Here is a 26,550-nt window from a genome sequence, read left to right on the forward strand (position 1 = left end):
CGTCTACTTTTCGGCGGGTGCCGCCGGTTCCGCATTTTGCCGGGGTGCCTCGAGGTTGGCGGCCTCCCGCTCGCGCTCCGCTCGCCGGCGGGCGCGCTTGGCCTGTGCCTCCTCGCGCTGCCTGGCTTGCTTCTCGGCATATTCCCGGGCCTCGGCCTGTTTGCGCTCGAAAGCCGCACGATTTCGGGCGCGCACCTCTGGATCGTCGACGTCGCGCGGGGCGCGGGGGCGAGGTACGGCGGTGTCGACGTTTCCTGGAACCGGGGCATCGGGCCCGGCACCTCGGTTGGCCGGCGGTTGCGGGGCGCGGTGGGCGGCCTCTTCGGCGCGCTGCGCATTCCTGGCGTCGCGGGCGGCATTTTCCCGCTCGCGCAGTTCACGTCGCTCCCTTGCCTGTTCACGCCGGATATACAGCTCCGCTTCCCGGCGCGCCGCGTCCGCCCGCATTACCCGCTCGTTGCGCTCCAGCCTCGCCTGCTCGACGCAGCGATTGGCGAAAAAACGGGACATGCATTCGGCGGCCTGCGATTCGTATTGCTGCTTGACGCGGTCGGACTCCGCCTTGGCAGCCTCGGCGGCCGCCTGTGCCTCGGCGATCGAAGAAAATGTCCGCTGTGCCGTCGTTCCTTCTGCGGCCGGCGCCAAGCCGGGCAGCATGGCGGCGCAAGCCATCAGGCAAAGTGCCCTGGCGAACCGCGTGATGCAAGCGCCCGGGTTGCTGGCTGCGGCACGCGATGTGGGTGCGCTACGATAGCGAGTCGCCACGGCCTGGGCTCCGGTCGTACTCGCTCCGGAGACACATCGCGTAACGCCCTGTCGGCAGGAAATTGGGGGCATATTCTCAGACTGTGGCAAAATCCGCGGCTTCATTTTCCAAGGTAGGACGGACTCGATGGCTATGGTCACCGACCGGGGCGAGGCGCTCGACGCCCAGGCCCAATCCCGCATTATCGCCCAGCTCGCCGAGGAGCTCGGCGTTCGCGCCACCCAGGTCATGGCTGCGGTGGAACTGCTGGATGACGGCGCGACGGTGCCGTTCATCGCCCGTTACCGGAAGGAAGCGACCGGGGGCCTGGACGACAGTGTGCTGCGCAACCTGGAAACGAGGCTAGAGTACCTGCGCGACATGGAAAGCCGGCGCGCAGCCATCCTGGCGTCGATCGAGCAGCAGGGCAAGCTGACGCCCGAGCTCAAGGAAGCGCTGCTCGCCGCCGATACCAAGCAACGGCTGGAAGACCTGTACGCGCCCTATAAACCGAAGCGCCGTACCCGCGCGCAAATCGCCCGCGAAGCCGGCCTGGAGCCGCTGGCTGACGCTATTCTCGCCGATCCGGGCATCGATCCGCAAACCGCAGCGGCCGCTTACGTCAACCCGGAGGCCGGCGTGGCCGACGTCAAGGCGGCGCTGGACGGCGCGCGCGACATCCTGACGGAACGCTTCGCCGAAAACGCGGAAGTCCTGGACAACCTGCGCAACTACCTGTGGAACACCGGCCTCGTGTATTCCAAGGTGGCCGAAGGCAAGGAAACCGAAGGCGCCAATTTCCGCGACTGGTTCGATTTCCGCGAACCACTGCGCACGCTCCCCTCGCACCGCGTCCTGGCCATGTTCCGGGGGCGCCAGCAAGGCGTCCTCGAGCTGCGCCTGGGGCTGGAGCCCGAGCTGGAAGAGCAAGTGCCCCACCCTTGCGTGGCGCGCGTGGCCAAGCTGGTCGGCCTGGAAGGCGTGTTCGCCCCGGACGTGGACGCCCGCCGCAAATGGCTGGGCGAGGTGTGTCGCTGGACTTGGCGCGTCAAGCTGCTGCCCTCGTTCGAGACCGAGTGCTTTACGCGCCTGCGCGAGGAGGCGGAGACCGAGGCCATACGTGTCTTCGCCCTCAACCTGAAAGACTTGCTGCTGGCCGCGCCCGCCGGCCCGCGGGCCGTGATCGGCCTGGACCCGGGCATCCGCACGGGCGTCAAAGTCGCGGCCATCGACAAGACGGGCAAGCTGCTCGAGACGGCCACAATCTATCCGCACGAACCCCGGCGGGATTGGGACGGCTCCATTGAAGCGCTGGCCCGCATTGCGCGCCGTCACCAGATCGAGCTCATCGCGATCGGCAACGGCACGGCGTCCCGGGAAACGGAGAAACTCGCCGCCGACTTGATCAAGCGCTACCCGGAACTCAACCTGACCCGCGTCGTGGTATCCGAGGCGGGTGCCTCGGTCTACTCGGCATCCGAGCTGGCCGCAGCGGAGTTCCCCGACCTCGACGTCAGCCTGCGCGGCGCCGTCTCCATCGCCCGCCGGCTGCAGGATCCGCTGGCCGAGCTGGTCAAGATCGATCCCAAGTCCATTGGCGTGGGCCAGTACCAGCACGACGTCAACCAGCGCGAGCTTGCCCGTACGCTGGACAGCGTGGTCGAGGATTGCGTGAACGCCGTGGGCGTGGACGTGAACACCGCGTCCGTGCCCCTGCTCACCCGGGTCTCCGGACTGAACGCCGCCCTGGCCAAGAACATCGTGTCCTGGCGCGACCAGAACGGCGCCTTTCGTTCGCGCGAGCAGCTCAAGGACGTGCCGCGCTTCGGCGAAAAAGCCTTCGAACAGGCGGCAGGTTTCTTGCGCGTTGCGAACGGCGACAATCCCCTCGACTGCTCGGCGGTTCACCCAGAGGCCTATCCGGTCGTCGAGCGCATCCTGGCCAAGCTCCAGACCGACATCCGCAAGGTCATCGGCAACCGCGAGGCACTCAAGGGCCTGTCGCCCGCCGAGTTCACCGACGAGCGCTTCGGCTTGCCCACGGTCCGGGACATCCTGGCCGAGCTGGAGAAACCGGGCCGGGATCCACGCCCCGAGTTCAAGACGGCAACCTTCCAGGACGGCGTGGAAACCCTGAATGACTTGCGTCCTGGCATGATCCTGGAGGGCGTGGTGACCAACGTCGCCAATTTCGGCGCCTTTGTGGACATCGGCGTGCACCAGGACGGGTTGGTCCACATCTCCGCCCTATCGGAGAAATTCGTCAAAGATCCTCGCGACGTGGTGCGGGTCGGACAAACCGTCAAGGTCAAGGTCTTGGAGGTGGATTTGCAGCGCCAGCGCATCGCGCTGACCATGCGCTTGAACGACGATGCCCTGCCGGCGCGGCGCAGCGGCGGCGAGGGCGACGCGCGCCCTTCTGGCAACCGCGGCCGGGAGCGCAGCCGTGCGCCCGCACCGGCGGAAAGCGCGATGGCGGCAGCTTTCGCCAAGCTCAAGCTGTAATCTGTAATCCGGCACCTGCCCCGCCCCCCGGCGGGGCGCCGGAATTCCCTACAAGCTCACGGTTTCTCGCCGTTCCGCATCCAAGTACTCCTTCGACTGCATCTCGAGTATCCGCGATACCGTGCGGTGGAATTCGTTCGCCAGCGCGCCCTGCGTGTAAAGCTCCTCGGGTTCGCAGGCGGCCGACATGATCAATTTGATCTTGTGGTCGTAAAAGACGTCCACCAGCCAGGTAAAGCGCCTCGCTTCCGAGGCTTGGCGCGGTCCCATCGCCGGCACGTCCGAGAGAATCACGGCGTGGAAGCGGCTGGCCAGCTCCAGATAATCGTTCTGCGACCGCGGTCCGCCACATAGCGTGGCGAAATCGAACCAGACCACGGTGCCGCTCAGCTTGCGCGCCCTGATCTGCCGGTTTTCGATAGACAGCACAGGCGGTTCAATGGGCGGCGTATCGGCCAGGGCATCGAAGGCCTTTTCGAGCGCCGCATCCGCTTGGGGCCCGAGCGGACTGTGGTAGATCTGGACTTGCTCCAAGGCGCGGCGGCGATAGTCGATGCCGGAGTCGACGTTGAGCACGTCCATTTTTTCCTTGATCAGCTCGATGGCTGGCAGGATGCGGTCGCGGTGCAGGCCTTCCGGGTACAGCGTGGACGGCTCGTAGTTGGACGTCATGACGAAAGACGTGCCATTGTTGAACAGCGCGAGCAGCAGCCGGTACAAGATCATCGCGTCGGCCACGTCCGAGACGTGGAACTCGTCGAAGCAGATGAGCCGGTAGCGGCGGGAAATGCGCCGCGCGACCTCGTCCAGCGGGTCGGGCATGCCCTTGACCTCGTCGAGCTCGCGGTGCACGCCACGCATGAATTCGTGGAAGTGCAGGCGTGTCTTGCGCACGACCGGGACCGTCGCGTAGAAGGCATCCATCAGGAAGCTCTTGCCGCGGCCTACCCCGCCCCACATATAGACGCCGCGAGGCACGCCGGGCCGGTTGAGCAGGCGCTTGAGCACGTTCGACCGCAGCGATTTGAACTCCACCCATTCGTCGTAGTAGCGCTGCAGGCGGTCTATGGCGGCACGTTGCGCGGCGTCGGGCTTGAACCCGCGCTCGGCGATGGCGTGCTCGTAGTATTCGCGAACGTTCATTACCTACGGTCGGCAAAAGTCGAAAGTATACGTCTAGCGCCGGCCCGGCCGCCTGAGCGCCCCTGCCTTCCGCCCTCAGGCGGCAACCGGACGTCGGCCCGCGGGCCGAACGGTGACAATTCGCAGCCCTTCCCAGCGGGCGCAAGGCCGCCGATAACAGTCTGCTACCAGTTCGTCGCAGGATGTCACCGCTCCCGGCTTGGAGTCGGATATGCTGGAACATGACATTCCGCGAGACGCGAAGGGGACGGCCATGGCCACGGCACGCACACTCTGGAAAGGCGCCATTAGCTTCGGGCTGGTCCACATTCCCGTGGGGCTTTATACCGCCACGCAGGAAAGCGAGCTTGACTTCGATTGGCTGGACAAGCGCAGCATGGATCGCGTCGGCTACAAGCGCATCAACAAGCGTACCGGCAGGGAAATCTCCCGCGAGAACATCGTCAAGGGAATAGCCTACGAAGACGGCCGCTACGTGGTCCTGTCCGACGACGAGATCCGCGGCGCGTATCCGGAGTCCACCCAGACCATAGAAATCGAGACCTTCGTCCCGGCCGGACAGATTCCCTTCATTTACCTGGAACGTCCCTACTATCTCGCCCCGCTGGGGAAAGGCGCCAAAGTCTACGCCTTGCTCCGGGAGGCGCTGTTCCAGACGGGCAGGATCGGCATCGCCCGCGTCGTGATCCAGACCAAGCAGCACTTGGCGGCGCTGGTGCCAGCCGGCCCAGGGCTGGTATTGAATCTGCTGCGCTGGGCGGACGAGATCCGTTCCTGGGAAAACCTGGACCTGCCCGAGGAGGGCCCCCGGGCCGAAGGCATCTCGCCCCGCGAGATGAAAATGGCGGTGCAGCTGATCGAAGACATGGCCGGCGAGTGGGATCCGGAGCGATACCGCGACGAATTCAAGGAGAAAATCCTGCAATTGGTGCAGACCAAGATCGAAGCGGACGAAACCGAAGCCGTCACATCGATTGAATCCATGGAGGAAGCCCGACCCACCGCCGACATCGTGGACCTGACCGAGCTGCTCAAACGCAGCCTGGAGAAAAACAAGAAACCCTCCCCCACCCGCGGCGGCTCCGCGCGCGGCGGAAAGAGCAAGCGCAGCGCCTAGTCGGCCCAGGAAACGCGCGCCATGGCCAAGCGCGACAACCTGCGCGCCTACCGTGACAAGCGCGACTTTGCGCACACCCCGGAACCGAGCGAGGGCGGCACGCGGCCGGGGCAGGCGTTGAGCTTCGTCGTCCAGCGGCACGCCGCGCGGCGGCTCCATTATGACTTCCGGCTGGAGTTGGATGGCACCCTCAAGAGCTGGGCCGTGCCCAAGGGGCCCAGCCTGGATCCGGAGGTCAAGCGCATGGCGGTACAGGTGGAAGACCACCCGCTTTCCTACGGTAGTTTCGAAGGCCGCATCCCGAAGGGGCATTACGGCGCGGGCGAGGTCGCGATCTGGGACGCCGGAACCTGGATCCCCTTGGAGGATCCCCGAAAAGGCTATCGCGCGGGCAAACTCAAGTTCGAGTTGCGCGGTGCCAGGCTTCGTGGCCGGTGGGCCCTGGTACGCATGCGCACGGCCGACAAGCAACCCAGCTGGCTGCTGATCAAGGAGAAAGACGCCTATGCGGTTTCCGGACCGCAGGCCGAGGCCGAGGAGGCGTCTTCCTCAGTCCCGGCCTACGATGCGCTGCCCCCTCGCCTGGCTCCCCAGCTCGCTACGTTGGTGAACGAGGCGCCGCGCGAGCACGCGCGGTGGCAATACGAGCTGAAGTTCGACGGCTATCGATTGCTGGCCCGCATAGAAAACGGAGAAGTCTCGCTCTTCACCCGTACGGGGAAGGATTGGACGAATAAGCTGCGGGAGCTGCGCGACGCCTTGGTTGCGATGCGGCTCGCCGATGCCTGGTTGGACGGCGAAATCGTGGCGCCCGACGAACACGGAATCCCGAGTTTCCAGGCATTGCAGAACGCGTTCGAATCGGGTGCTGCGCGCGGCGTTGTTTATTACGTGTTCGACATCCCGTTCTATGCAGGGCGCGACTTGAGGACGTTGCCGTTGACCGAGCGCCGCGCCACGCTGGAGAACCTGCTTCGCGGCTCGGACGGCGAGTACGTGCGTTTCAGCGAAGCCTTCGAGGCCGCGCCGCGCGACCTGGTCGCCTCGGCCTGCAGGCTGGGGTTCGAGGGCGTGATCGGTAAACGCAAGGACGCCGGCTACCGGTCGGGAAGATCCGCCGACTGGATCAAGCTCAAGTGCCAGAATCGGCAGGAGTTTGTCATCGGCGGCTACACCGATCCCAAGGGCACGCGAGCGGGCTTCGGGGCGCTTCTGCTCGGGGTGTATGACGACGACGGCCAGCTACGCTACGCAGGCAACGTGGGGTCCGGCTTCGACCAACGCACGCTCGTCTCCCTGCGGCAGCGCCTGGACGAGTTGCACGCGCCCCGTTCTCCGTTTCAGCGCAATCTTGCCGGGCTGCGGAAGTCGCGTTGGGTCCGCCCGGAGCTCCTGGCCGAAGTCTCCTTTGCAGAGTGGACCGCGAGCGGCCATATCCGCCATGGGGTATTCCGCGGGCTGCGCTCCGATAAACCGGCGAATGCTGTCATGCGGGAGCGGCCAGCGTCTCCCCCCAAGGAGTCGGACAGCATGCAAAGCAACGGACTGCCCTCCTCTTTCCGCGTGACCCATCCGGGGCGCGTAATCGACAAGCAAAGCGGCATCACCAAGCTGCAGCTCATCCAGTGCTATGCCGCCATGTCGCCCCTGCTGCTGCCGCATTTGCGAGACCGCCCGGTGGCCTTGGTCCGTGCGCCTGACGGCATAGGCGGCGAATTGTTCTTCCAAAAGCATGCCGATAAGGCATCGCTGCCTGGCGTGGTGCGCCTGCCTCAGGAACTGGATCCCGGCCATGCGCCGCTGATGAAGATAGACGATCTCCAAGGGCTGCTGTCGGCGGTCCAGATGAATACCATCGAACTGCACACCTGGAACGGGACGGACCGCGCCATCGGCACGCCGGATCGCATGACGTTTGACCTGGATCCCGGAGAAGGCGTGAGCTGGGCGCGGATCCGGGAGGGAACGCATCTCGTCCACGCATTTCTCCAGGAGCTGGGATTGCCGGCGTTTCTCAAGACTAGCGGCGGCAAAGGAATGCACGTCATCGTGCCGCTGCGGCCCCACTACGACTGGGATACCGTCAAGGCGTTCTCACGTGCCATCGTGCGCCACCTGGCCGAAGCACTTCCCCGTCACTTCGTTGCCAAGAGCGGGCCGCGCAATCGGGTAGGCAAGATTTTCATCGACTATCTGCGCAACGGCTTCGGCGCCACGACCGTATGCGCCTGGTCGGTGCGCGCACGTCCCGGCCTGCCGGTCTCGGTGCCCGTGGCCTGGGACGAGCTCGATACCCTTACCGGTTCCGGACACTGGACGCTGTATGTCCTGGGCGAGCGACTGGCAACGGGCAACCGGCCGTGGGCCGATTACGAGCGTACGCGCACTTCGCTGGTCGATGCGATGCGGCGCATGGATTTCGATCCTAAGGAGGATGTTTAGCCGCCCGTGGGCGGCTTGACGCATTTTGCACAACTGGTAGGATCGCTGGGACGCCTGCCGTGTCCCGACGGCGTTCGAACGATTCTTCGTGTCCCGCTCCCGCCTCCTGCCGGGCGGGAATGCCGTGTAGCCCCGTGTCCGCGTCGATTGCCCGCCGTACCTGCCACAGTCCTTTGTTGACGGCCCCTCGCCTTTGGCGCGTGGCGTCAGGCCCCGCGATGCACGGCGATTTCTTTCCCTGCCCCTATTCCCGGCCCTTGCGCGCCACCTTCCTCGACGCCCAGGAAGTGGCGGCTCGTTCCGCCTACGCGCGATCCAAACCCGGCTAATGCCCCTTCCGGCGCGAGCCCTTCGCGCCCATCCCCATCTTCGAGGCCCACGACCGCCCTTCCCTGCGATGCGCGGTCTCGCGCCATCACGGCACGCCCCCCGCCAACGCGAGGTCGCGCCCTGTCGCTCGTTTTGCTGGATGGTTCATGGAACTCACCAAGAATTTCGTCAAAGCCAAGAATCCCTGCGCCGGCGGCTACCGCTGGTTCATCCGCCGCCATCAAGGCCAGGGAGATTACCAAGCCCTGCTGGATGCGCTCGTCGCCGACGGCCGCATCGACGATGCCTGCTGGTTGCTCGATCAATTCGGCCCGGTCGACCTGGTCCTGCAGGTCGATGCGATCGACGCCCACGCCATCGTCTTTGCCGGCACGCTCGAGGTGCGCCACGGCATCAATGTCGATACCATCGTGCGCACGGGCCGCGACTTACGCACGAGCGGCGGCGTGCGGGCTGGCACGGGCATCGTCGCCGGCGGCGACATCGACGCGGACGGCAACCTCAGCAGCGGCGGGCACATCCGCGCAGCAGGCGACATATCCGCCGGCTGGGGCATACGCGCCGAAACCGATCTCGAGGCGGGCGGCGCCTGCCGGGCCAAATGGGACGTTTACGCCGGCCATGCCCTGTCTGTCCGGGGAATGCTGCACGCCGACGGAAGCGTCCATGCGGGCCGCTCCCTGCATTGCGGCCGCAGCATCAAGGCAGGCGGCGATGTCATCGCCGCGCACGATCTGTTCGTTTCCCAGGGAATCCTAGCCGGAGGCCTCATCGAGGCCGGAAACCACATCGAGGCCGGATGGGGGCTCAAGGCCGGCGCAGACATTTCCGCCCAGGGGGCGATCCGCGCGGGAGAAGGCATCGAGGCGGCGGGAGAGATACGCTGCGGGGCGGGCTACGGGATCTATGCCGGCCTGCTCGTCAGGCGTGACGCCTGGCCCTGCAGCGCACGCGTCACGGCCGCACGCCGGCCCGAAGCACTGGTCAGCGGCCACTGGGATGACGCGGGTCCGGCCTCGGGCTGACACCATCGCACTAGCCCGGGTCACCCGGCCGGGGATAAAAAAACGGCCTCGCTAGGCGAGGCCGTTGTGCGGTGGATGGCGAGGCGGCATATCGTCGCCGCCTCCGCTCCTGGGCGTTCGTCAGAAGTTCAACGCGCGCTTATCCACGGCCAGGGCGGCTTCCTTGACCGCCTCGGACAGCGACGGGTGCGCATGGCAGATCCGTGCGATGTCTTCCGACGCCGCGCGGAACTCCATGGCGACGACGCATTCCGAGATCAGTTCGGAGGCCTGCGGGCCGATGATGTGGACGCCGAGGATCTCGTCCGTCTTGGCATCGGCGAGCACCTTGACCATGCCCGTGGTGTCGCCGAGCGCACGCGCGCGGCCATTGGCCAGGAACGGGAAGGTACCGGCCTTGTAGGCACGGCCCTCGTTCTTGAGCGCCTGTTCGGTCTTGCCCACCCAGGAAATCTCGGGCGAGGTGTAGATGACCGACGGGATGGTGTCGAAGTTGACGTGCCCGTGCTGGCCGGCGATGCGCTCGGCCACGGCCACGCCCTCTTCTTCCGCCTTGTGCGCCAGCATGGGCCCGCGCACCACGTCCCCGATGGCCCAGACGTTGGGCAGGCCGGTGCGGCATTCGTCGTCGACGACGATGAAGCCCCGCTCGTCCAACTTCAGGCCCACGCCTTCGGCGTTCAGGCCTTGGGTGTTCGGCAGGCGGCCGATCGACACGATCAACTTGTCGACGACCAGCGACTGCTCGGCGCCGGCGGCGTCCGTGTAGGAAACCGTCACGGTCTTGCCGGTCTTGACCTCGCCGATCTTCACGCCCAGGTTGATCTTCAGGCCCTGTTTGGTCAGGACCTTCAGCGCTTCCTTGGCGATCTGCTCGTCGGCCGCCGGCAGGAAGTTGGGCATGGCCTCCAGAATGGTGACTTCCGCGCCCAGGCGGCGCCAGACGCTGCCCAGTTCCAGTCCGATCACGCCGGCGCCGATGACGCCCAGGCGCTTGGGTACGCTACCGATGGACAGCGCGCCGTCATTGGACAGGACTTGCTTCTCGTCGAACGGAAGGTTGGGCAGCGCGCGGGGGCTCGAGCCCGTCGCCACGATCACGTGCTTGGCCACGAGTTCTTCCTCGGACGGGCCGGAGACCTTGACCGACCAGCCGCCGTCCACCTGGCCGGAGAACGAGCCGGTGCCGTGGAAGAACGTGACCTTGTTCTTCTTGAACAGGAACAGGATGCCATCGTTGTTCTGCTTGACGACGGTATCCTTGCGCGCCAGCAGCTTGGCCAAGTCCAGGCCGAGGCCCTTGACCTCGATGCCGTGGTCGGCGAAGTGATGGCCGGCGTGCTCGTAGTACTCGGACGACTGCAGCAAGGCCTTGGACGGGATGCAGCCAACGTTGGTGCAGGTTCCGCCCGGGGCCGGTCCGCCCTTGGCGTTGCTCCAGGCGTCGATGCATGCCACCGACATGCCCAGCTGGGCCGCGCGGATGGCCGCGATGTATCCGCCAGGGCCGGCACCGATGACGACGACGTCGAATTGTTTCGCCATGATTCCGTGCTCCTTAGATGTCCAGCAGCAGGCGCTGCGGATCTTCCAGGGCTTCCTTCATGGCGACCAGGCCCAGCACGGCCTCGCGGCCGTCGATGATGCGGTGGTCGTACGACAGGGCCAGGTAGTTGATGGGACGGATGACGATCTGGCCGTTTTCCACGACGGGCCGCTCCTTCGTGGCGTGCACGCCCAAGATGGCCGATTGCGGCGGGTTGATGATGGGCGTGGACAGCATGGAGCCGAATACGCCGCCGTTGGAGATCGAGAAGGTGCCGCCGGTCAGCTCTTCAATGCTGAGCTTGCCGTCCTTGGCCTTCTGGCCGAATTCGGCGATCTTCTTCTCGATGTCGGCCAGGCTCATCTGGTCGGCATTGCGCAGGATGGGCACGACCAGGCCACGCGGGCTGCCTACGGCGATGCCGATGTCGAAGTAGCCGTGGTAGACGATGTCCTTGCCGTCGACCGAAGCGTTCAGGATGGGATAGCGCTTGAGCGCGGCCACGGCAGCCTTGACGAAGAAGGACATGAAGCCCAGCTTGACGCCGTGTTCCTTCTCGAACTTGTCTTTGTACTTGGCGCGCAGGTCCATCACGGCCTGCATGTTGACCTCGTTGAACGTGGTCAGGATCGCGTTTTCGGCCTGCGATTGCAGCAGGCGCTCGGCGATGCGGGCGCGCAGGCGGCTCATCGGCACGCGCTGCTCGGGGCGGCCGTTGACCAGCGTGGTGGCGTCATTGATGATGGGGACTGCCGGCTTGGCGGCAGGACGATTCTCGGCAGCGGCCAGCGCGTCGCCCTTGGTGATGCGGCCTCCGCGGCCGGTACCGGCCACGGACTCGGGCGCGATGCCTTGCTCGGCCAGCAGCTTGGCGGCGGCGGGAGAAGGAATCGAGGCAGCAGGTGCGGCCGCGGGTGCTGCGGCAGCAGCCGGGGCCGCGGCCGGCGCAGGTGCGGCGGCGGGCGCTGCAGCCGGCGCTTCAGCAGCGGCGGCCTTGCCTTCGGTATCGATCTTGGCGATCACTTCTTCAGACGCAACGGTGCTGCCGTCGGCCTTGACGATCTCGGCCAGCACGCCGTCGGCGGGTGCGGGCACCTCCAGCACGACCTTGTCGGTCTCGATTTCGATGACGATCTCATCGCGAGCGACCGCTTCACCGGGCTTCTTCTTCCAAGTCAGGAGCGTGCCTTCCGAGACCGATTCGGAAAATTGGGGGACTTTAACGTCGACGATTGCCATGTCTGTTATTCCGCAAATGGGGAGAGTTCGTTCGTCGCTCGGCGCTCATGGCCGAACGCCGGGGCCGCATCGCGGCCCCGGGAAAAGGTTTACTTGGTCAGCACGAAGCCCTTGATGCGGCCGAACGCTTGGTCCAGCAGCGCCTTGAGCTGCTCGATGTGCTTGGAGTAGTAGCCGACGGCAGGCGAAGCCGAAGCGGGACGGCCGGCATAGCCGAGCTTCTGGCCGGCCGACATGTTCTCGTACAGGTGATGCTGCACGTAGAACCACGGTCCTTGGTTCTGCGGCTCATCCTGCACCCAGACCACTTCGGTCGCGGCGGGATACTTCTTGAGCTCGGCCGCGAGCGCCTTGTGCGGGAACGGATACAGCTGCTCGATGCGGGCGATGGCCACGTCGTTCGCCCCGCGGTCTTTGCGGGTGTTGACCAGGTCGTAGTACACCTTGCCCGAGCACAGCAGCACGCGCTTGACCTTGGCGGCGTCGATGGACTCGTCGACCTCGCCGATCAACGTCTGGAAGGCGCCCTTGCTCAGGTCGGACAGCGGCGAGGCGGCATCCTTGTTGCGCAGCAGCGACTTCGGCGTGAAGATGATCAGCGGCTTGCGGAATTGCCGGATCATCTGGCGGCGCAGCAGGTGGAAGATCTGCGCGGCGTTGGTCGGCTGCACGACTTGCATGTTGTTGTCGGCGCACAGCTGCAGGAAGCGCTCGATGCGGCCCGACGAGTGTTCCGGGCCCTGCCCTTCGTAACCGTGGGGAAGCATCAGCACGAGGCCCGACTGACGGCCCCACTTGGCTTCGCCGGAGCTGATGAATTGGTCGATCACGACCTGGGCGCCGTTGGCGAAGTCGCCGAACTGGGCTTCCCAGATGACCAGCGAGTTGGGCTCGGCGGTCGAATAGCCGTATTCGAAGCCCATGACGGCTTCTTCGGACAGGATCGAGTCGATGACGCGGAACGGGGCCTGCGCTTCGGAGACGTTCTGCAGCGGGACATACACGCCCGAATCCCAGCGCTCCCGGTTTTGGTCGTGCAGCACGGCGTGGCGGTGCGTGAAGGTGCCGCGCCCGGAGTCCTGGCCGGTGAGGCGGACCGGATAACCGGAAGCCACCAGGCTCGCGAAGGCCAGGTGCTCGGCCATGCCCCAGTCGACGTTCATTTCACCGCGCGCCATGGCGCGGCGGTCGGCCAGCACCTTCTCCACGATGGGGTGCAGCTTGAAGCCCTCAGGCACCGTCGTGATGCGCTCGCCCAGGCGCTTGAGCTCGGCCTGCGGAACGGCGGTGTCGGCGGCATCGGTCCATTTGCGGCCCAGGAAGGGCGACCAATCCACGGCGTACTTGTTCTTGTAGTTGGTCAGGACCGGATCGACCGTGTGGCGGCCTTCGTCCAGCGCGGCACGGTAGCGCTTGACGTACTCGTCGGCTTCGGCCTCGGTGATGACGCCCTGCACGACCAGCTTGTCGGCATACAGCTTGCGGGTGCCGGGATGCTTGCCGATGCGCTTGTACATCAGCGGCTGCGTCAGCGAGGGAGTGTCCTGCTCGTTGTGGCCCAGCTTGCGGAAGCAGACGATGTCGACGACGATGTCTTTCTGGAACTCGACGCGGAAATCCAGCGCGAGGCGCGTGGCAAACACCACGGCTTCGGGATCGTCGCCGTTCACGTGCAGCACGGGGGCTTCGATCATCTTGACCACGTCCGTGCAATACAGCGTCGAGCGCGCATCGCGGGGATCCGAGGTCGTGAAGCCGATCTGGTTGTTGATCACCAGGTGCACCGTGCCGCCCGTGCCGTAGCCGCGCGTTTGCGCGAGGTTCAGCGTTTCCATCACGACGCCCTGGCCGATGAAGGCGGCGTCGCCGTGCACCAGGACCGGCAAGACCTGCTTGCCGCCGTCCGGGCCGCGACGCTCTTGACGTGCACGCGCACTACCCTCGACCACGGGGTTCACGATTTCCAGGTGCGAGGGGTTGAAGGCCAGCGACACGTGGACGGGGCCGCCGCGCGTGGAGATGTCGCTCGAGAAGCCCTTGTGGTACTTGACGTCGCCCGCAGTCAGGCCGCCGTCGTCGTACTTGCCTTCGAATTCGGCGAACAAATCCTTGGGCATCTTGCCCAGGGTGTTGACCAGGACGTTCAGGCGGCCGCGGTGGGCCATGCCGAGGACCACTTCCTGGATGCCGCGCTCGCCGGCATGCTGGATGAGCTCGTCGATGGCCGCGATGAAGCTTTCGCCGCCTTCCAGCGAGAAGCGCTTCTGGCCGACGTACTTGGTGTGCAGGTAGCGCTCCAGGCCCTCGGCGGCCGTCAGGCGCTCGAGGATGTGCTTCTTCTGGTCAGCCGTGAAGCTGGGCGTGGCCAGCGTGCTTTCGAGGCGCTGCTGGATCCAACGCTTGATGGCCGGGTCGGAGACGTGCATGAACTCGACGCCGATGCTGCGGCAATACGTATCGCGCAGCGCCTTCACGATCTCGCGCAGCGTCATGTGCTCGGCGGTCGTGAAGTAGGTATTCGTGGCGGAGTAGACCTGGTCCATGTCGGCCTCGGTCAACCCGTAGAAGCTCGGCTCGAGCTCGGGAATGTGCGGGCGCTCCTGGCGCTGCAGCGGATCGAGGTCGGCCCAGCGTGCGCCGAGGTAGCGGTAAGCGGCGATGATGGATTGGACGTGGACCTGCTTGCTGGCTACCGACAGGTTGGTTTCCGTGGCGCGCGGCAGGAAAGCGTTCGCGCGTGCGCGTTGGGCGAACGACTCGATGACCGGGGCATGCGCCTGGTCGCGGGTGGATTCTTGCCCGTCAACCGCCGGAGTATGTTGCAGCTGGTCGAAATAATTGCGCCAGTTGTCGGGAACGGAGCCCGGATTGTCGAGGTAGGCCTCGTAGAGCTCCTCTACGTATGGCGCATTCCCCCCGAATAAATACGAGGTGCTGGATTCTTGGATGCTGGACATGATTTACGCTTCACCTTTCCGGGTGTTTCACCCGTTCGATGCAGGACGTACCTTCCGCGACACGGCTCGGCCGAATAGCGGATAGCGGGTGCAGAAGGCGGTTGATGGAAACCTTGCGGTCGCTCAGAAAAAATCAATAAACCTTGAAAGCATAGCACTTAGGGGCTTTTCCTGCTTGAAAAAAACACGCCATTGTGCGGTTTAACCGACGGATGGCGAGCCGTCTTTCAGGCAAAAAGACAGGCCACGCCGCCATTGGTTCCGGCGCGCCAAGGTGCCCAGTTTTTCCCTGCGCCGCAGCAAAATTCGGCGGTCCGGACGACTGCTTCGCCTGCCGCCAGGACGCACCCTCGGATGTGCGCCGCAACACCGGCGAACATGCCTCCCTTGTATCTTTGAAGTGCGTGTCCGGCAGTGCCGTCACGCCCGGACCTGTCAGGGTTCGGGGTTGGCCGCAGCATGTAGCCCGTCATCCCTCGGTGCCCATGGAGCCCGTGCGTGAGTCTTGGGCGCATGCATGCGCCCGATCTCTGAAAGCCCGAACAGTTGCGTGAACGCCGTTCGCATTTGCAAGGAAGGGACGCAGGGATCATGGCCAATCAAATTGCAGTCGGTATCGACATCTCCAAGAAGACCATGGATGTAGCCATGGGGCACGAGCAGCCTACGGCCATATTCAGCAACGATGGTGCCGGGCATCAAGCGTTGATCGAAGAGCTGAAAAACCATCAGGTCTCGCTGATCGTGATGGAGGCGACCGGACAGTACCAACTGGCCTGCGCCTGCGCACTTCAAGCTGCGGGATTCGCTGTCGTCGTCATCAACCCTCGGCAGGCACGGGACTTCGCCAAGGCCATGGGGCGCCTAGTCAAGACCGACAGCGTGGATGCCCGCATGCTGGCTGAGCTGGCCCAGGTGCTGAATCTGCGGCCGGATCGAGACCGCTTCATCAAGCCGATGCCAGACCAGGCGCAGCAATACCTTCATGCACTGGTGCTTCGACGCCGGCAACTGGTGCGCCTTCTGGTCAGTGAGCGCCAGCGCAAGCACATGGCGCATGCCGAGGTGGTGCAGGACATTGTGGAACTGATGGATGTGCTGTCGAGACAGCTTGAAGCGCTGGATCGGAGGATTGCGGAACACTTGGCGTACCATCAGCCCGATCTGGCCGCCTTGCTCAAGAGCGTCAAAGGGGTTGGTCCGGCAACGGCTGCGACGCTGATGTCCGAGCTGCCAGAGCTTGGCCGGCTCAAGGACAGGCAGATCTCTGCGCTGGTAGGCGTCGCTCCGATGAACCGGGACTCGGGCCAGGCCCGCGGCAAACGCTTCATCTGCGGCGGACGTGCCGCGGTCAGGAGCGCTTTGTACATGGCCGCCATCGTCGCCATGCGTCACAACGCCGTGATACGGCGTTGCTATGAGCGTCTGCTGGCGGCAGGCAAGCCGAAGAAGGTGGCCATCGTGGCCTGCATGCGCAAGCTGCTGATTATCCTGAATGCCATGGTCAAAAGCGGGCGGCCATGGAATGACCAGCTTGCACAGGCCTGAAATTGCTGGAGAGTGTCCCCATGTCCGGCCGGCCGCTGCGCCGGCGAATGGGCTTCAGATACCCATCGCCATGACCCAGCCCGCCAGCCCGGCCAGCAGCACCACGAGCGCTGGCGGCACGCGTCCCACCGTCAGCAGCCCGAACGAGAGCAGCGCCAGCCCAAAATCCGCCTTGCCGTGGATGGCACTCGTCCATACCGGGTCATAGAGGGCGGACACCAGAATGCCGACCACGCCGGCGTTGATGCCGGCCATGGCCGTCTGGATGCCCGCGCGGTGGCGCAATCCTTCCCAAAATGGCAGTGCGCCGACCAGCACGAAGAAGGCCGGGAGGAAGATGGTGCCCAGGAGTGCCAGCCCGCCGATCCAGCCATGCAGCGGGCCGTGAGCAACCGCGCCGAGGTAGGCCGAGAACGTGAACAGCGGCCCCGGCACGGCCTGCGCCGCGCCGTAGCCGGCCAGGAAGTCGGCGTTGCTCACGACGCCGCTCGGCACCACGGCGGCCTGCAGCAGCGGCAGCACGACGTGCCCACCACCGAAGACCAATGCACCGGAGCGATACACCCCTTCCAGCAGCGCTATCGTGAACGAGTCCGTGGCTGCGGCCCACAGGGGCAGCCCAACGAGTGGGGCGGCAAACAGCAGCAGTGCCACGACGCCCAGCTTGCGCGAAACCGGGTAGCTATGGGCATGGCCGCCGCCAGGCTGTGCGATCTTCAAGCCCCACCAGCCCAGCAATCCCGCCACCGTGATGGCGGCGATCTGCCCCATCGCCGAGGGAAGAATGATGGTCAGCAGCGCCGCCAGAATGGCCAGGGCGGCGCGCGACCGGTCCGGGCACAACGACCGGGCCATGCCCCAGACTGCCTGGGCCACGATGGCCACGGCCACCACCTTGAGCCCATGGACCCAGCCGGACTGGGCCAGCCCCTGGTACTCGGCGATGCCAAAGGCGAACAGGATCAGCGCAATCGCCGATGGCAAGGTGAATCCGGCCCAGGCCGCCAGCAGCCCCAGCCAGCCCGCGCGGCCCAGCCCCAGCGCCATGCCCACCTGGCTGCTGGCCGGGCCGGGCAGGAGCTGGCACAGGGCGACCAGGTCGGAGTAGCTGCGGTCATCCAGCCAGCGGCGGCGCTCGACAAACTCCGAGCGGAAATAGCCCAGGTGCGCGATCGGCCCGCCGAAGGAGGTCAGCCCCAGCTTGAGAAAGGCGCCGAAGACTTCGACGGGTGAGCCGCGCGCGGCTGCGGACTCATGCTGCAAGGTGTTGGTTGAATCTGTCATTTGTGCATCGCCTCCCCGGTGAACTCCCGGATGCGTTCCTTGGCCAGTGCCAAGCCTTCCTTGCCCTTGGGCGTGATCGTGTAGAGCTTGCGCACGGTGCGCCCTTCACGCTCCTGGCGGGAGACGAGGTAGCCGTCGCGCTCCATCTTGTGCAACATCGGGTACAGCGTTCCGGGAGAGAGGCGGTAGCCGTGGTGGGCCAGCTCGTCGATCATCCATTGCCCGTAGATCTCCTGCTCGGCCGCGTGGTGCAGCACATGCAGGCGGATCAGTCCCGACAGCAAGTCGTGGTGCTCCATAGCGCGCGGTGTCGATTGTTCTTTCATATCGAATATCGATAACGAAATTCGATAATATCAGCTTCAGATCACCCGACTGCGCACGCAGAGGTATTTAGACCTTGCGACCCTCAGCATCCACCACGGCCTCACCATCCTCTTTGTTGAACGCGCCGCGCTGCGGCTGCGGCAAGATGTCCAGCACGGCCTCCGATGGCCGGCACAGGCGCGTGCCCAGCGGCGTGACCACGATGGGCCGGTTGATGAGGACGGGGTGCTGGAGCATGAAGTCGATCAACTGCACGTCGCTCCACTGCGGGTCATCCAGGCCCAGCTCGGCATAGGGCGTGCCTTTCTCGCGCAGCACGGCGCGCGCCGATACGCCCATCGCGGCGATCAGTGCCGTCAGCGTCGCCCGGTCGGGCGGCGTCTTCAGGTACTCGATGACCGTGGGCTCCTCGCCGCTGTTGCGGATCAGGGCCAGCACGTTGCGCGACGTGCCGCAGGCGGGGTTGTGGTAGATGGTGATGTTGCTCATGGTGGCTTGCCTGGGTTAGCGGGAGGGAGGGTTCGGGCCGCATTCGTACCAGCCGCGCGAGCGGTTGACCACGCGCACGACCAGCAGCATCACGGGTACCTCGATCAGCACGCCGACCACGGTGGCCAGCGCCGCGCCGGACTGGAAGCCGAACAGGCTGATGGCGGCGGCCACCGCCAATTCGAAGAAATTGGAAGCGCCGATCAGTGCCGACGGGCAGGCGATGCGGTGCTGCTCGCCCACCTGGCGGTTGAGCCAGTAGGCCAGCCCCGAGTTGAACAGCACCTGGATCAGGATGGGCACGGCCAGCATGGCGATCACCAGCGGTTGGCGCAGGATGGCCTCGCCCTGGAAGGCGAACAGCAGCACCAGCGTGAGCAGCAGCGCGGCCATGGACAGCGGGCCGATGCGGGCCAGCGCGGCATCGAAGGCGGCCTGGCCCTGGCGCAGCAGCGCGCGGCGCCAGAGTTGCGCGAGGATGACCGGGATCACGATGTAGAGCAGCACCGACACCATCAGCGTGCTCCAGGGCACGCTGATGGACGACAGGCCCAGCAGCAGGCCGACGATGGGCGCAAAGGCGAAGACCATGATGGTGTCGTTCAGCGCCACCTGCGACAGCGTGAACGCCGGGTCGCCGCCGGTCAGCCGGCTCCAGACGAAGACCATGGCCGTGCAGGGCGCGGCGGCCAGCAGGATCAGGCCGGCAACATAGCTGTCGAGCTGGTCGGCCGGCAGCCACTGGGCGAAGATCTGGCGCACGAAGATCCAGGCCAGCAGCGCCATCGAAAACGGCTTGACGGCCCAGTTGATGAACAGCGTCACGCCAATGCCGCGCCAATGCTGCCTGACCTGGCCCAGCGCACCGAAGTCCACCTTGAGCAGCATGGGAATGACCATGACCCAGATCAACAGGCCCACCGGCAGGTTGACCTGCGCGACCTCGAGGCGGCCGATGGCCTGGAACACGCCGGGTGCGAACTGGCCCAGGGCCACGCCCAGCACGATGCACAGGAACACCCACAGCGTCAGGTAGCGCTCGAAGAGGCTCATGGGCTGCGGCGCTTGTTCAGGCCGCAGCGCTTCAGGGATTGCATTCATTGCCCCGGCCTCACTTCGTACCGATATTGCGCAGCTCATGCTGCAACGACATGGCGTCCAGCCGCTGCAGCGGCAGCGACAGGAACAGCTCGATGCGTCGGCGCAGCGTCAGCGCCGCATCCGTGAATGCCTTGCGCTTCTGCTCATCGGTGCCTTTGACGGCTGCGGGGTCAGGAACGCCCCAATGCGCCGACATTGGCCGTCCCGGCCACACCGGGCAGACCTCGCCGGCGGCGTTGTCGCAGACCGTGAATATGAAATCCAGCTCCGGTGCACCGGGCGCCGCGAACTCATCCCAGTTCTTGCTGCGGTAGCCAGCGGTCGGCATGTGCAGCCGCTCCAGCGTGGCGAGCGCCAGTGGGTGGACTTCGCCCTTGGGGTGGCTGCCCGCCGAGTAGGCGCGAAAGCGCCCCTGGCCCAATCCATTGAGGATGCCTTCGGCCAGGATGGAGCGAGCCGAGTTACCCGTGCAGATGAACAGGACGCTGTAGATCTTGTCGGTGGTCATGGGTATCTCACATCAGCAGCAGGAGGAGGCCGGCTTCACCGCAACGCCCATCGGCTTGCCGCGCACCGGGGTACAGCACGCTGCGGCGGAAGTCGCTGCAGGCGCCGCTTCGTTAAAGACCGGAATATTGCCCAGCGTGTGAAAGTGCTCCCAGGCCACGCCCTGCGGGTCGGTGATCCAGTGCTTCTCGCTGCGCGCGTAGCAGCAGGTCGTGGTGCCCTCGTCCAGCAGCGTCATGTCGGCCGCCTCGGCGCGGGCCTTCAGCACCGCCAATTCCTCGGCATCGTCGGTCTGGATACCCAGGTGGTCAATGCCCGGCTTGTTGCCACGTGTGGAGATGGCGAAGTTGACCGGCGGGTCTTCGAGCATCCATTTGGCGTAGTCGCTTTTGACGCGCGCGGGCTGCGCGGCGAACAGTTGGGAATAGAAGCCGATGCTGCGGTTCAGGTCATCGACGTGCAGGTGGACGTGGAAGCGCTTCATGGGGAGATCCTTTCAGCAGGAGGTACAGGCAGAGGAGGAATCACTGACCTCGCACGTGCTGCCTTGGCAGCAGTGCTCGGTCAGGTAGCCGAGCAGCCCATTCATCTGGCTGAAGTCGGCGCGGTAGATCAGGTTGCGGCCTTGCTGTTCGATGGTGACGAGGCCAGCATGAGCCAGTTCCTTCAGGTGGAAGGACAGCGCGTTGCGGGCCACGTCGAGCTGATCGGCCAGAACGCTGGGCGTGAGCCCTTCGGGGCCGGCGACGACTAGGGATCGGAACACGCGCAGGCGCTGGGCATGGGCCAGGGCACCGAGGGCGGAAACGGCTTGGGCTTCATTCATTATTCAATAATACATCAATTATTGAATCAATGGCAATGCCGCTTATGCTGGATCAAGCCTGCGTGGCTTGACTTTCAAGACAGTTGCTCACGCGTGCGGGCGTCGCCCTCTCCTGCTTGCCAGCCGAGGACAAAAAAAGCCGCCAGGGAGCATCCTGGCGGCGTTGCAACGACCGGCATGGCAGGGGCAGTGCCACCTGCCGTGCTCCATCAACGCTTGTCGAGGTCCGGGACGTCGCGGGCCGGAGAACCGGTGTACAGCTGGCGCGGACGGCCGATCTTGTAGTCGGGATCGGAGATCATTTCGTCCCACTGCGCGATCCAGCCCACCGTGCGGGCCAGCGCGAAGATGGCCGTGAACAGCTGGGTCGGGATGCCGATGGCACGCTGGACGATGCCCGAGTAGAAGTCCACGTTCGGGTAGAGCTTGCGCTGGACGAAGTAATCGTCTTCCAGTGCGATCTTTTCCAGCGCCATGGCCAGCTTGAACAGCGGGTCGTCTTGCAGGCCCAGCGCCTCGAGCACTTCGCGGCAGGTTTCCTGCATCAGCTTGGCGCGCGGATCGTAGTTCTTGTAGACGCGGTGGCCAAAGCCCATCAGGCGGACGCCCGAGCTCTTGTCCTTGACCTTGGCAACGAACTCGCCCAGCTTATCGACGCCACCCGCTGCGAGCAGGTCTTCCAGCATCTGCAACGCCGCTTCGTTGGCGCCGCCGTGCGCCGGACCCCAGAGGCAAGCCACGCCGGCCGCGATGGCGGCGAACGGGTTGGTGCCCGACGAACCGCACAGGCGCACCGTCGAGGTCGAGGCGTTCTGTTCGTGGTCGGCGTGCAGGATGAAGATGCGGTCGAGCGCGCGTTCGATCACGGGGTTGACGACGTACTCTTCGCACGGCGTCGCGAACATCATGCGCAGGAAGTTGCCGGTGTACGACAGATCGTTCTTCGGATAAATGTACGGTTGGCCGATCGAGTACTTGTAGGCCATTGCCACCAGCGTGGGCATCTTGGCGATCAGGCGGATGGCCGAGATTTCCCGGTGCTTGGGCTGGGTGATGTCGATGGAGTCGTGGTAGAACGCCGACAGGGCGCCGACCAGGCCGGTCAGGACGGCCATCGGGTGGGCGTCGCGGCGGAAGCCACGCAGGAAGAACTGCAGCTGTTCGTTGACCATGGTGTGATGGCGCACCAGGTGATCGAACTCAGCCTTCTGCTGGGCATTCGGCAGCTCGCCGTTCAGGATCAGGTAGCAGGTTTCCAGGAAGTCGCACTTGACCGCCAGTTGCTCGATGGGGTAGCCACGGTAGAGCAGCTCGCCCTTGTCGCCATCGATGTAGGTAATGCTCGAAGAGCAAGCGGCCGTCGACAGGAAGCCAGGGTCCAGAGTGAACATCCCGGTTTGCGCGTACAACTTGCGGATATCGACGACCGACGGACCGACCGTGCCTTCGTAAACCGGGAACTCGGCCCCGGGACTGCCATCGGAAAAGGTCAGGATTGCTTTCTTGTCGGACACTTTCATCGGATGTTCCTCTTGCTTCAAAATCAAATCATTTGGACTCAGGCCGCTCAAACCGAGCGCAGCCTTTTCAGCAAATCCTGCATGGCAGGCGTAGCCAGGTCACCTTCCGGCTCCTTTCGGGCCAGCAGATAGTCCAACAACTCGTTGTCGGACAGCTCGAGCAAGCGCGTCAATTCCGTTACGTCGGCATCGGTGAGCTGCGACTCGTAGGCGTCCAGGAAACGCGTCAGGATCAAGTCGTTCTCGAGCAGACCGCGCCGGGCGCGCCAGCGCAGGCGCGTCCGGTCATGCAGGGAAAATTCCGGCACCACGGTATCAAATCGCCCGTCGGGCCATCATTTCCTTGATCTTGCCTATCGCCCGGGTGGGGTTGAGCCCCTTGGGACAGACGTCGACGCAGTTCATGATGGTATGGCAACGGAACAAACGATAGGGGTCTTCGAGGTTGTCCAAGCGTTCCCCGGTTGCCTCGTCACGGGTATCGGCGAGGAAACGATAAGCCTGCAACAGGCCGGCCGGGCCGACGAATTTGTCCGGATTCCACCAGAACGACGGGCACGACGTGGAGCAGCAAGCACACAGAATACACTCATACAGGCCGTTGAGCTCCTCGCGGGCCTCGGGCGACTGCAGGCGCTCTTTCTCGGGCGGCGGCGTGTCGTTGATCAGGTAAGGCTTGACCGAGTGGTATTGGTTGAAGAAGTGGGTCATGTCCACGATGAGGTCGCGGATGACGGGCAGGCCGGGCAGCGGCTTGAGCACGATGGGCTGCTTGAGGTCGCGCAGGTTGGTCGTGCACGAAAGCCCGTTCTTGCCATTGATGTTCATGGCGTCGGAACCGCACACGCCCTCGCGGCACGAACGGCGGAACGAGAGGCTGTCGTCCACGTCGTTCTTGATGCGCACCAGCGCATCGAGCAGCATTTTGTCGTTCGGCCCCAGCTCGACCTCGAGCTTCTGCATGTAGGGACGCTCGTCCTTGTCGGGGTCGTAGCGGTAAATCTCAAACTTCACAATGCGTTTGGCACTCATCAGAGCACTCCGAAAAAGGTGCCCTCCCGACGCGCTCTGCGCGCCCCCGGGGCGGCGCCGGCAGTGCGGCGGGCCGGGAGGGGGGATGTCATGTCGGTTAGAACGTTCTGGCCTTCGGCGGGAAGCTTTCGACCGTCAGGGGCTTCATGGTCACCGGCTTGTAGTCGAGGCGGTTGCCTTCGGAGTACCACAGCGTGTGACGCAGCCAATTCGCATCGTCGCGCTCCGGATAGTCGCTGTGCGCATGGGCGCCGCGGCTTTCCTTGCGGGCAGCCGCCGACACGATGGTGGCCTTGGCGACTTCGATGAGGTTGTCCAGCTCCAGCGCCTCGACGCGGGCCATGTTGAACACCTTGGAGTGGTCCTTGATCGCCACGGCCTTGGTGCGTTCGGCCAACGCATTGATCTGCTTGACGCCCTCGTCCAGCAGGGCTTGCGTGCGGAACACGCCGCAGTGGTGCTGCATGGAGTTGCGGATGTCGTTCGCGACGTGCTGGACGCGCTCGCCGTCCTTGCGGCTTTCCAGGGCGCTGACGCGGCTCAGCGTGAGGTCCGCGGCATCGGCGGGCAGCGGCTTGTGGCTCTGGCGCTTGAGGTTGGAGGCCACGATGTGGTTGCCGGCCGCGCGACCGAACACCACCAGGTCGAGCAGCGAGTTCGTGCCCAGGCGGTTGGCGCCGTGGACCGACACGCAGGCGCACTCGCCAATCGCGTACAAGCCGCGGACCACCGTGTTGGGGTTGCCGTCCTTGGGCACCACCACCTGCCCGTGGTAGTTGGTCGGGATGCCACCCATTTGGTAGTGGATGGTCGGTACGACGGGGATCGGCTCCTTGATGGGGTCGACGTTGGCGAACTTAATGGCGATTTCGCGGATCGACGGCAGGCGCTTGTTGATGGTCTCGGCGCCCAGGTGGTCGAGCTTGAGCAGCACGTAGTCGCCATTCGGGCCGGCGCCCCGCCCTTCCTTGATTTCCTGGTCCATCGAGCGCGATACGAAATCGCGGGGAGCCAGGTCTTTCAGCGTCGGCGCGTAGCGCTCCATGAAGCGCTCGCCGTCTTTGTTCAGCAGGATGCCGCCCTCGCCGCGCACCCCTTCGGTGATCAGCACGCCGGCACCGGCCACGCCCGTGGGGTGGAATTGCCAGAACTCCATGTCTTCGAGCGGCAGGCCAGCACGCGCGGCCATGCCCAGGCCGTCACCGGTGTTGATGAAAGCGTTCGTGGAGGCGGCCCAGATGCGGCCGGCGCCGCCGGTTGCCAGCACGGTGGTCTTGGCTTCGAAAATGTAGATGTCGCCGGTTTCCATTTCCAGCGCCGTGATGCCGACGACGTCGCCTTCGGAGTCGCGGATCAGGTCCAGCGCCATCCATTCGACGAAGAATTGCGTGCGGGCAGCCACGTTGCGCTGGTAGAGCGTATGCAGCAGCGCGTGGCCAGTGCGGTCGGCGGCGGCACAGGCGCGTTGCACCGGCTTTTCGCCGAAGTTGGCGGTATGGCCGCCGAACGGACGCTGGTAGATCGTCCCATTCGGGTTGCGGTCGAACGGCATGCCGAAGTGCTCGAGCTCATAGACCGCATTCGTGGCCTCGCGGCACATGAATTCGATCGCGTCTTGATCGCCGAGCCAATCGGAGCCCTTGACCGTGTCATACATGTGCCAGAACCAGTTGTCCTCGCTCATGTTGCCCAGCGAGGCACCGATACCGCCCTGGGCTGCCACGGTGTGCGAGCGCGTCGGGAACACTTTGGAGAAGACGGCGACGCTGAGACCGGCTTGCGCGAGCTGCAGCGAGCAACGCATGCCGGATCCACCGGCGCCGACGACCACCACATCGAACTGGCGGCGCGGGAGAGAAGTTTTAACGGCGGCCACGACTTAGATTCTCCACAGAATTTGAGCGGCATAGACGACAGAGCCGACCAGCCACAGAATGGTCAGGACTTGCAGCGCCAGACGGAGGCCGGCCGGCTTGACGTAGTCCATCCAGATGTCTCGAACGCCGATCCAGGCGTGATAGGCAAGCGACAGGAAGGCCAGCATGGCCAGCAGCTTGCCGAGGGGGAAGCTGAACACTTCGAAGTTGAACAGCCGCACCCAGTTTTCGTAGGTGAATTCCGGCGTGATCAACGCGCCGATGCCCAGGACCAGCGTGTAGACGACCAGGATGACGGCGGTAACGCGCTGGGCGATCCAGTCTTTGACGCCGTAGTGTGCGCCGACGACCAGGCGCTTGGGACCGATATTTTGCGGGGCCGACATCAGAATACTCCGAACAGTTTCAAACCGAAGACGAGGGTCAGCGCCAGGCTCACCACGAGCACGATGCCCGCGGAACGCTGCGCCTTTTGCTTTTCCAGCCCCAGGTGGAGGTCCAGCGCCAGGAACCGGATGCCCGCACAGAAATGATGCAGGTAGGCCCAGATCAGGCCGAGCAGAACGATCTTGGCCAAGGGGTGCGTGACGAAATCGCGGAACTCCGCAAAGCCGATTTCAGAGATGACGCTGCGTTCGAAAAGCGGCAGGAGCACCAACGGCAGTGCCAGGAACAGCGCAAAGCCGGAAATGCGGTGCAGGATCGACACTTTGCCGGCCAGCGGCAGGCGGTAGCGCGCGATCTGCGTGATATTGATATTTCTGAACTGCGGGCGGGGTTTTGCGGCAGAGTCGGACATCACGACCTCGGGTAAAGTGAGCAAACCATGAAAAAAACCATTGCTGCGTAATTGCGCATTACAACTTTCGTCTTGGGAAAGCCGGCCTGGCGCGCCGGTTTCCGCATGCGTCTCCGGGGGTGGCGGAACGCGCCGCGCCCGGGCCGCCGGGAAAGGCAAACGTGCTATTTTCGCCCATTCATCGCCACCGT

Annotated in this window: 23 protein-coding genes; 5 read left to right on the forward strand and 18 right to left on the reverse strand. The window is 64.8% G+C overall.

All coding sequences use genetic code 11. The features are described from left to right. Positions 1-3 precede the first annotated feature (3 nt). Positions 4-765, reverse strand: a complete 762-nt coding sequence (locus Q0319_RS09390; protein WP_299451946.1) for a hypothetical protein — start codon at positions 763-765, stop codon at positions 4-6. Positions 766-892: 127 nt separating this feature from the next. Here Q0319_RS09390 and Q0319_RS09395 point away from each other — a divergent pair, with 127 nt between their 5' ends. Beyond that, the gene (locus Q0319_RS09395; RefSeq protein WP_296470662.1) at positions 893-3,250 is read left to right on the forward strand and encodes a Tex family protein; all 2,358 of its coding nucleotides are present in this window, start codon (positions 893-895) and stop codon (positions 3,248-3,250) included. 48 nt (positions 3,251-3,298) lie between these two features. Here Q0319_RS09395 and zapE read toward each other — a convergent pair whose 3' ends face one another. Continuing rightward, positions 3,299-4,393 (reverse strand): cell division protein ZapE, encoded by a 1,095-nt coding sequence (zapE, locus tag Q0319_RS09400; RefSeq protein ID WP_299451949.1) that lies wholly within the window; start codon positions 4,391-4,393, stop codon positions 3,299-3,301. Between the two features lie 211 nt (positions 4,394-4,604). Here zapE and Q0319_RS09405 point away from each other — a divergent pair, with 211 nt between their 5' ends. From Q0319_RS09405 to Q0319_RS09415, 3 genes are all read left to right on the forward strand, one after another. Continuing rightward, positions 4,605-5,510, forward strand: coding sequence for a Ku protein (locus Q0319_RS09405; protein WP_299451951.1), 906 nt, complete (start codon positions 4,605-4,607; stop codon positions 5,508-5,510). Between the two features lie 21 nt (positions 5,511-5,531). Beyond that, positions 5,532-7,952, forward strand: a complete 2,421-nt coding sequence (ligD, locus tag Q0319_RS09410) for a DNA ligase D (RefSeq protein ID WP_299451953.1) — start codon at positions 5,532-5,534, stop codon at positions 7,950-7,952. A gap of 476 nt (positions 7,953-8,428) precedes the next feature. Further along, the gene (locus tag Q0319_RS09415; RefSeq protein WP_296469479.1) at positions 8,429-9,307 is read left to right on the forward strand and encodes a FapA family protein; all 879 of its coding nucleotides are present in this window, start codon (positions 8,429-8,431) and stop codon (positions 9,305-9,307) included. Positions 9,308-9,427: 120 nt separating this feature from the next. Here Q0319_RS09415 and lpdA read toward each other — a convergent pair whose 3' ends face one another. The 3 genes from lpdA to Q0319_RS09430 form a co-directional block, all read right to left on the reverse strand. Next, a complete protein-coding gene (gene lpdA, locus Q0319_RS09420) occupies positions 9,428-10,852 on the reverse strand; it encodes a dihydrolipoyl dehydrogenase (protein WP_296469476.1) in 1,425 nt (474 codons plus the stop codon). A 13-nt stretch (positions 10,853-10,865) separates the two neighbouring features. Further along, positions 10,866-12,092, reverse strand: coding sequence for a 2-oxoglutarate dehydrogenase complex dihydrolipoyllysine-residue succinyltransferase (odhB, locus tag Q0319_RS09425; protein ID WP_296469474.1), 1,227 nt, complete (start codon positions 12,090-12,092; stop codon positions 10,866-10,868). Between the two features lie 89 nt (positions 12,093-12,181). Continuing rightward, positions 12,182-15,049 (reverse strand): 2-oxoglutarate dehydrogenase E1 component, encoded by a 2,868-nt coding sequence (locus Q0319_RS09430; RefSeq protein WP_296471022.1) that lies wholly within the window; start codon positions 15,047-15,049, stop codon positions 12,182-12,184. A 591-nt stretch (positions 15,050-15,640) separates the two neighbouring features. Here Q0319_RS09430 and Q0319_RS09435 point away from each other — a divergent pair. Next, positions 15,641-16,597, forward strand: coding sequence for a transposase (locus Q0319_RS09435; protein WP_299451957.1), 957 nt, complete (start codon positions 15,641-15,643; stop codon positions 16,595-16,597). Positions 16,598-16,651: 54 nt separating this feature from the next. Here the strand turns inward: Q0319_RS09435 and chrA are convergent, their stop codons facing one another. The 13 genes from chrA to sdhC all read right to left on the reverse strand — a co-directional run bounded on the left by chrA (position 16,652) and on the right by sdhC (position 26,359). After that, complete coding sequence (chrA, locus tag Q0319_RS09440) at positions 16,652-17,881, reverse strand: chromate efflux transporter (RefSeq protein ID WP_049405859.1); 1,230 nt, start codon at positions 17,879-17,881, stop codon at positions 16,652-16,654. Further along, positions 17,878-18,180: a PadR family transcriptional regulator gene (locus Q0319_RS09445; RefSeq protein WP_027457582.1), complete on the reverse strand. Its 303-nt coding sequence runs from the start codon at positions 18,178-18,180 to the stop codon at positions 17,878-17,880. The genes chrA and Q0319_RS09445 overlap by 4 nt, the downstream gene beginning before the upstream one ends. 94 nt (positions 18,181-18,274) lie before the next feature. After that, positions 18,275-18,697, reverse strand: a complete 423-nt coding sequence (gene arsC / locus Q0319_RS09450) for an arsenate reductase (glutaredoxin) (RefSeq protein WP_027457581.1) — start codon at positions 18,695-18,697, stop codon at positions 18,275-18,277. Positions 18,698-18,712: 15 nt separating this feature from the next. Then, entirely contained in the window at positions 18,713-19,798 is a 1,086-nt protein-coding gene (gene arsB, locus Q0319_RS09455; RefSeq protein ID WP_069744862.1) for an ACR3 family arsenite efflux transporter, read from the reverse strand. Between the two features lie 10 nt (positions 19,799-19,808). After that, positions 19,809-20,306 carry an arsenate reductase ArsC gene (locus Q0319_RS09460; RefSeq protein ID WP_299451973.1) on the reverse strand — a complete coding sequence of 166 codons (498 nt, stop codon included), beginning with the start codon at positions 20,304-20,306 and terminating at the stop codon, positions 19,809-19,811. 12 nt (positions 20,307-20,318) lie between these two features. Then, on the reverse strand, positions 20,319-20,789 hold the full coding sequence (locus Q0319_RS09465) for an ArsI/CadI family heavy metal resistance metalloenzyme (RefSeq protein ID WP_069744861.1): 471 nt from the start codon (positions 20,787-20,789) through the stop codon (positions 20,319-20,321). Between the two features lie 12 nt (positions 20,790-20,801). After that, the gene (locus Q0319_RS09470; RefSeq protein WP_027457577.1) at positions 20,802-21,131 is read right to left on the reverse strand and encodes a helix-turn-helix domain-containing protein; all 330 of its coding nucleotides are present in this window, start codon (positions 21,129-21,131) and stop codon (positions 20,802-20,804) included. A 209-nt stretch (positions 21,132-21,340) separates the two neighbouring features. Then, complete coding sequence (gltA, locus tag Q0319_RS09475; protein WP_296471046.1) at positions 21,341-22,651, reverse strand: citrate synthase; 1,311 nt, start codon at positions 22,649-22,651, stop codon at positions 21,341-21,343. A 47-nt stretch (positions 22,652-22,698) separates the two neighbouring features. Then, positions 22,699-22,959 (reverse strand): succinate dehydrogenase assembly factor 2, encoded by a 261-nt coding sequence (locus Q0319_RS09480; RefSeq protein WP_296471049.1) that lies wholly within the window; start codon positions 22,957-22,959, stop codon positions 22,699-22,701. Between the two features lie 7 nt (positions 22,960-22,966). After that, positions 22,967-23,683, reverse strand: coding sequence for a succinate dehydrogenase iron-sulfur subunit (locus Q0319_RS09485; RefSeq protein ID WP_296471053.1), 717 nt, complete (start codon positions 23,681-23,683; stop codon positions 22,967-22,969). 97 nt (positions 23,684-23,780) lie between these two features. Beyond that, complete coding sequence (sdhA, locus tag Q0319_RS09490; RefSeq protein ID WP_296470769.1) at positions 23,781-25,559, reverse strand: succinate dehydrogenase flavoprotein subunit; 1,779 nt, start codon at positions 25,557-25,559, stop codon at positions 23,781-23,783. Between the two features lie 3 nt (positions 25,560-25,562). Further along, on the reverse strand, positions 25,563-25,946 hold the full coding sequence (gene sdhD / locus Q0319_RS09495) for a succinate dehydrogenase, hydrophobic membrane anchor protein (protein WP_296470771.1): 384 nt from the start codon (positions 25,944-25,946) through the stop codon (positions 25,563-25,565). After that, positions 25,946-26,359 carry a succinate dehydrogenase, cytochrome b556 subunit gene (sdhC, locus tag Q0319_RS09500; RefSeq protein ID WP_296470774.1) on the reverse strand — a complete coding sequence of 138 codons (414 nt, stop codon included), beginning with the start codon at positions 26,357-26,359 and terminating at the stop codon, positions 25,946-25,948. The genes sdhD and sdhC overlap by 1 nt, the downstream gene beginning before the upstream one ends. Positions 26,360-26,550: the final 191 nt, after the last annotated feature.

The sequence above is a fragment of the uncultured Pigmentiphaga sp. genome (assembly GCF_937950555.1).
Taxonomy (GTDB): domain Bacteria; phylum Pseudomonadota; class Gammaproteobacteria; order Burkholderiales; family Burkholderiaceae_B; genus Pigmentiphaga.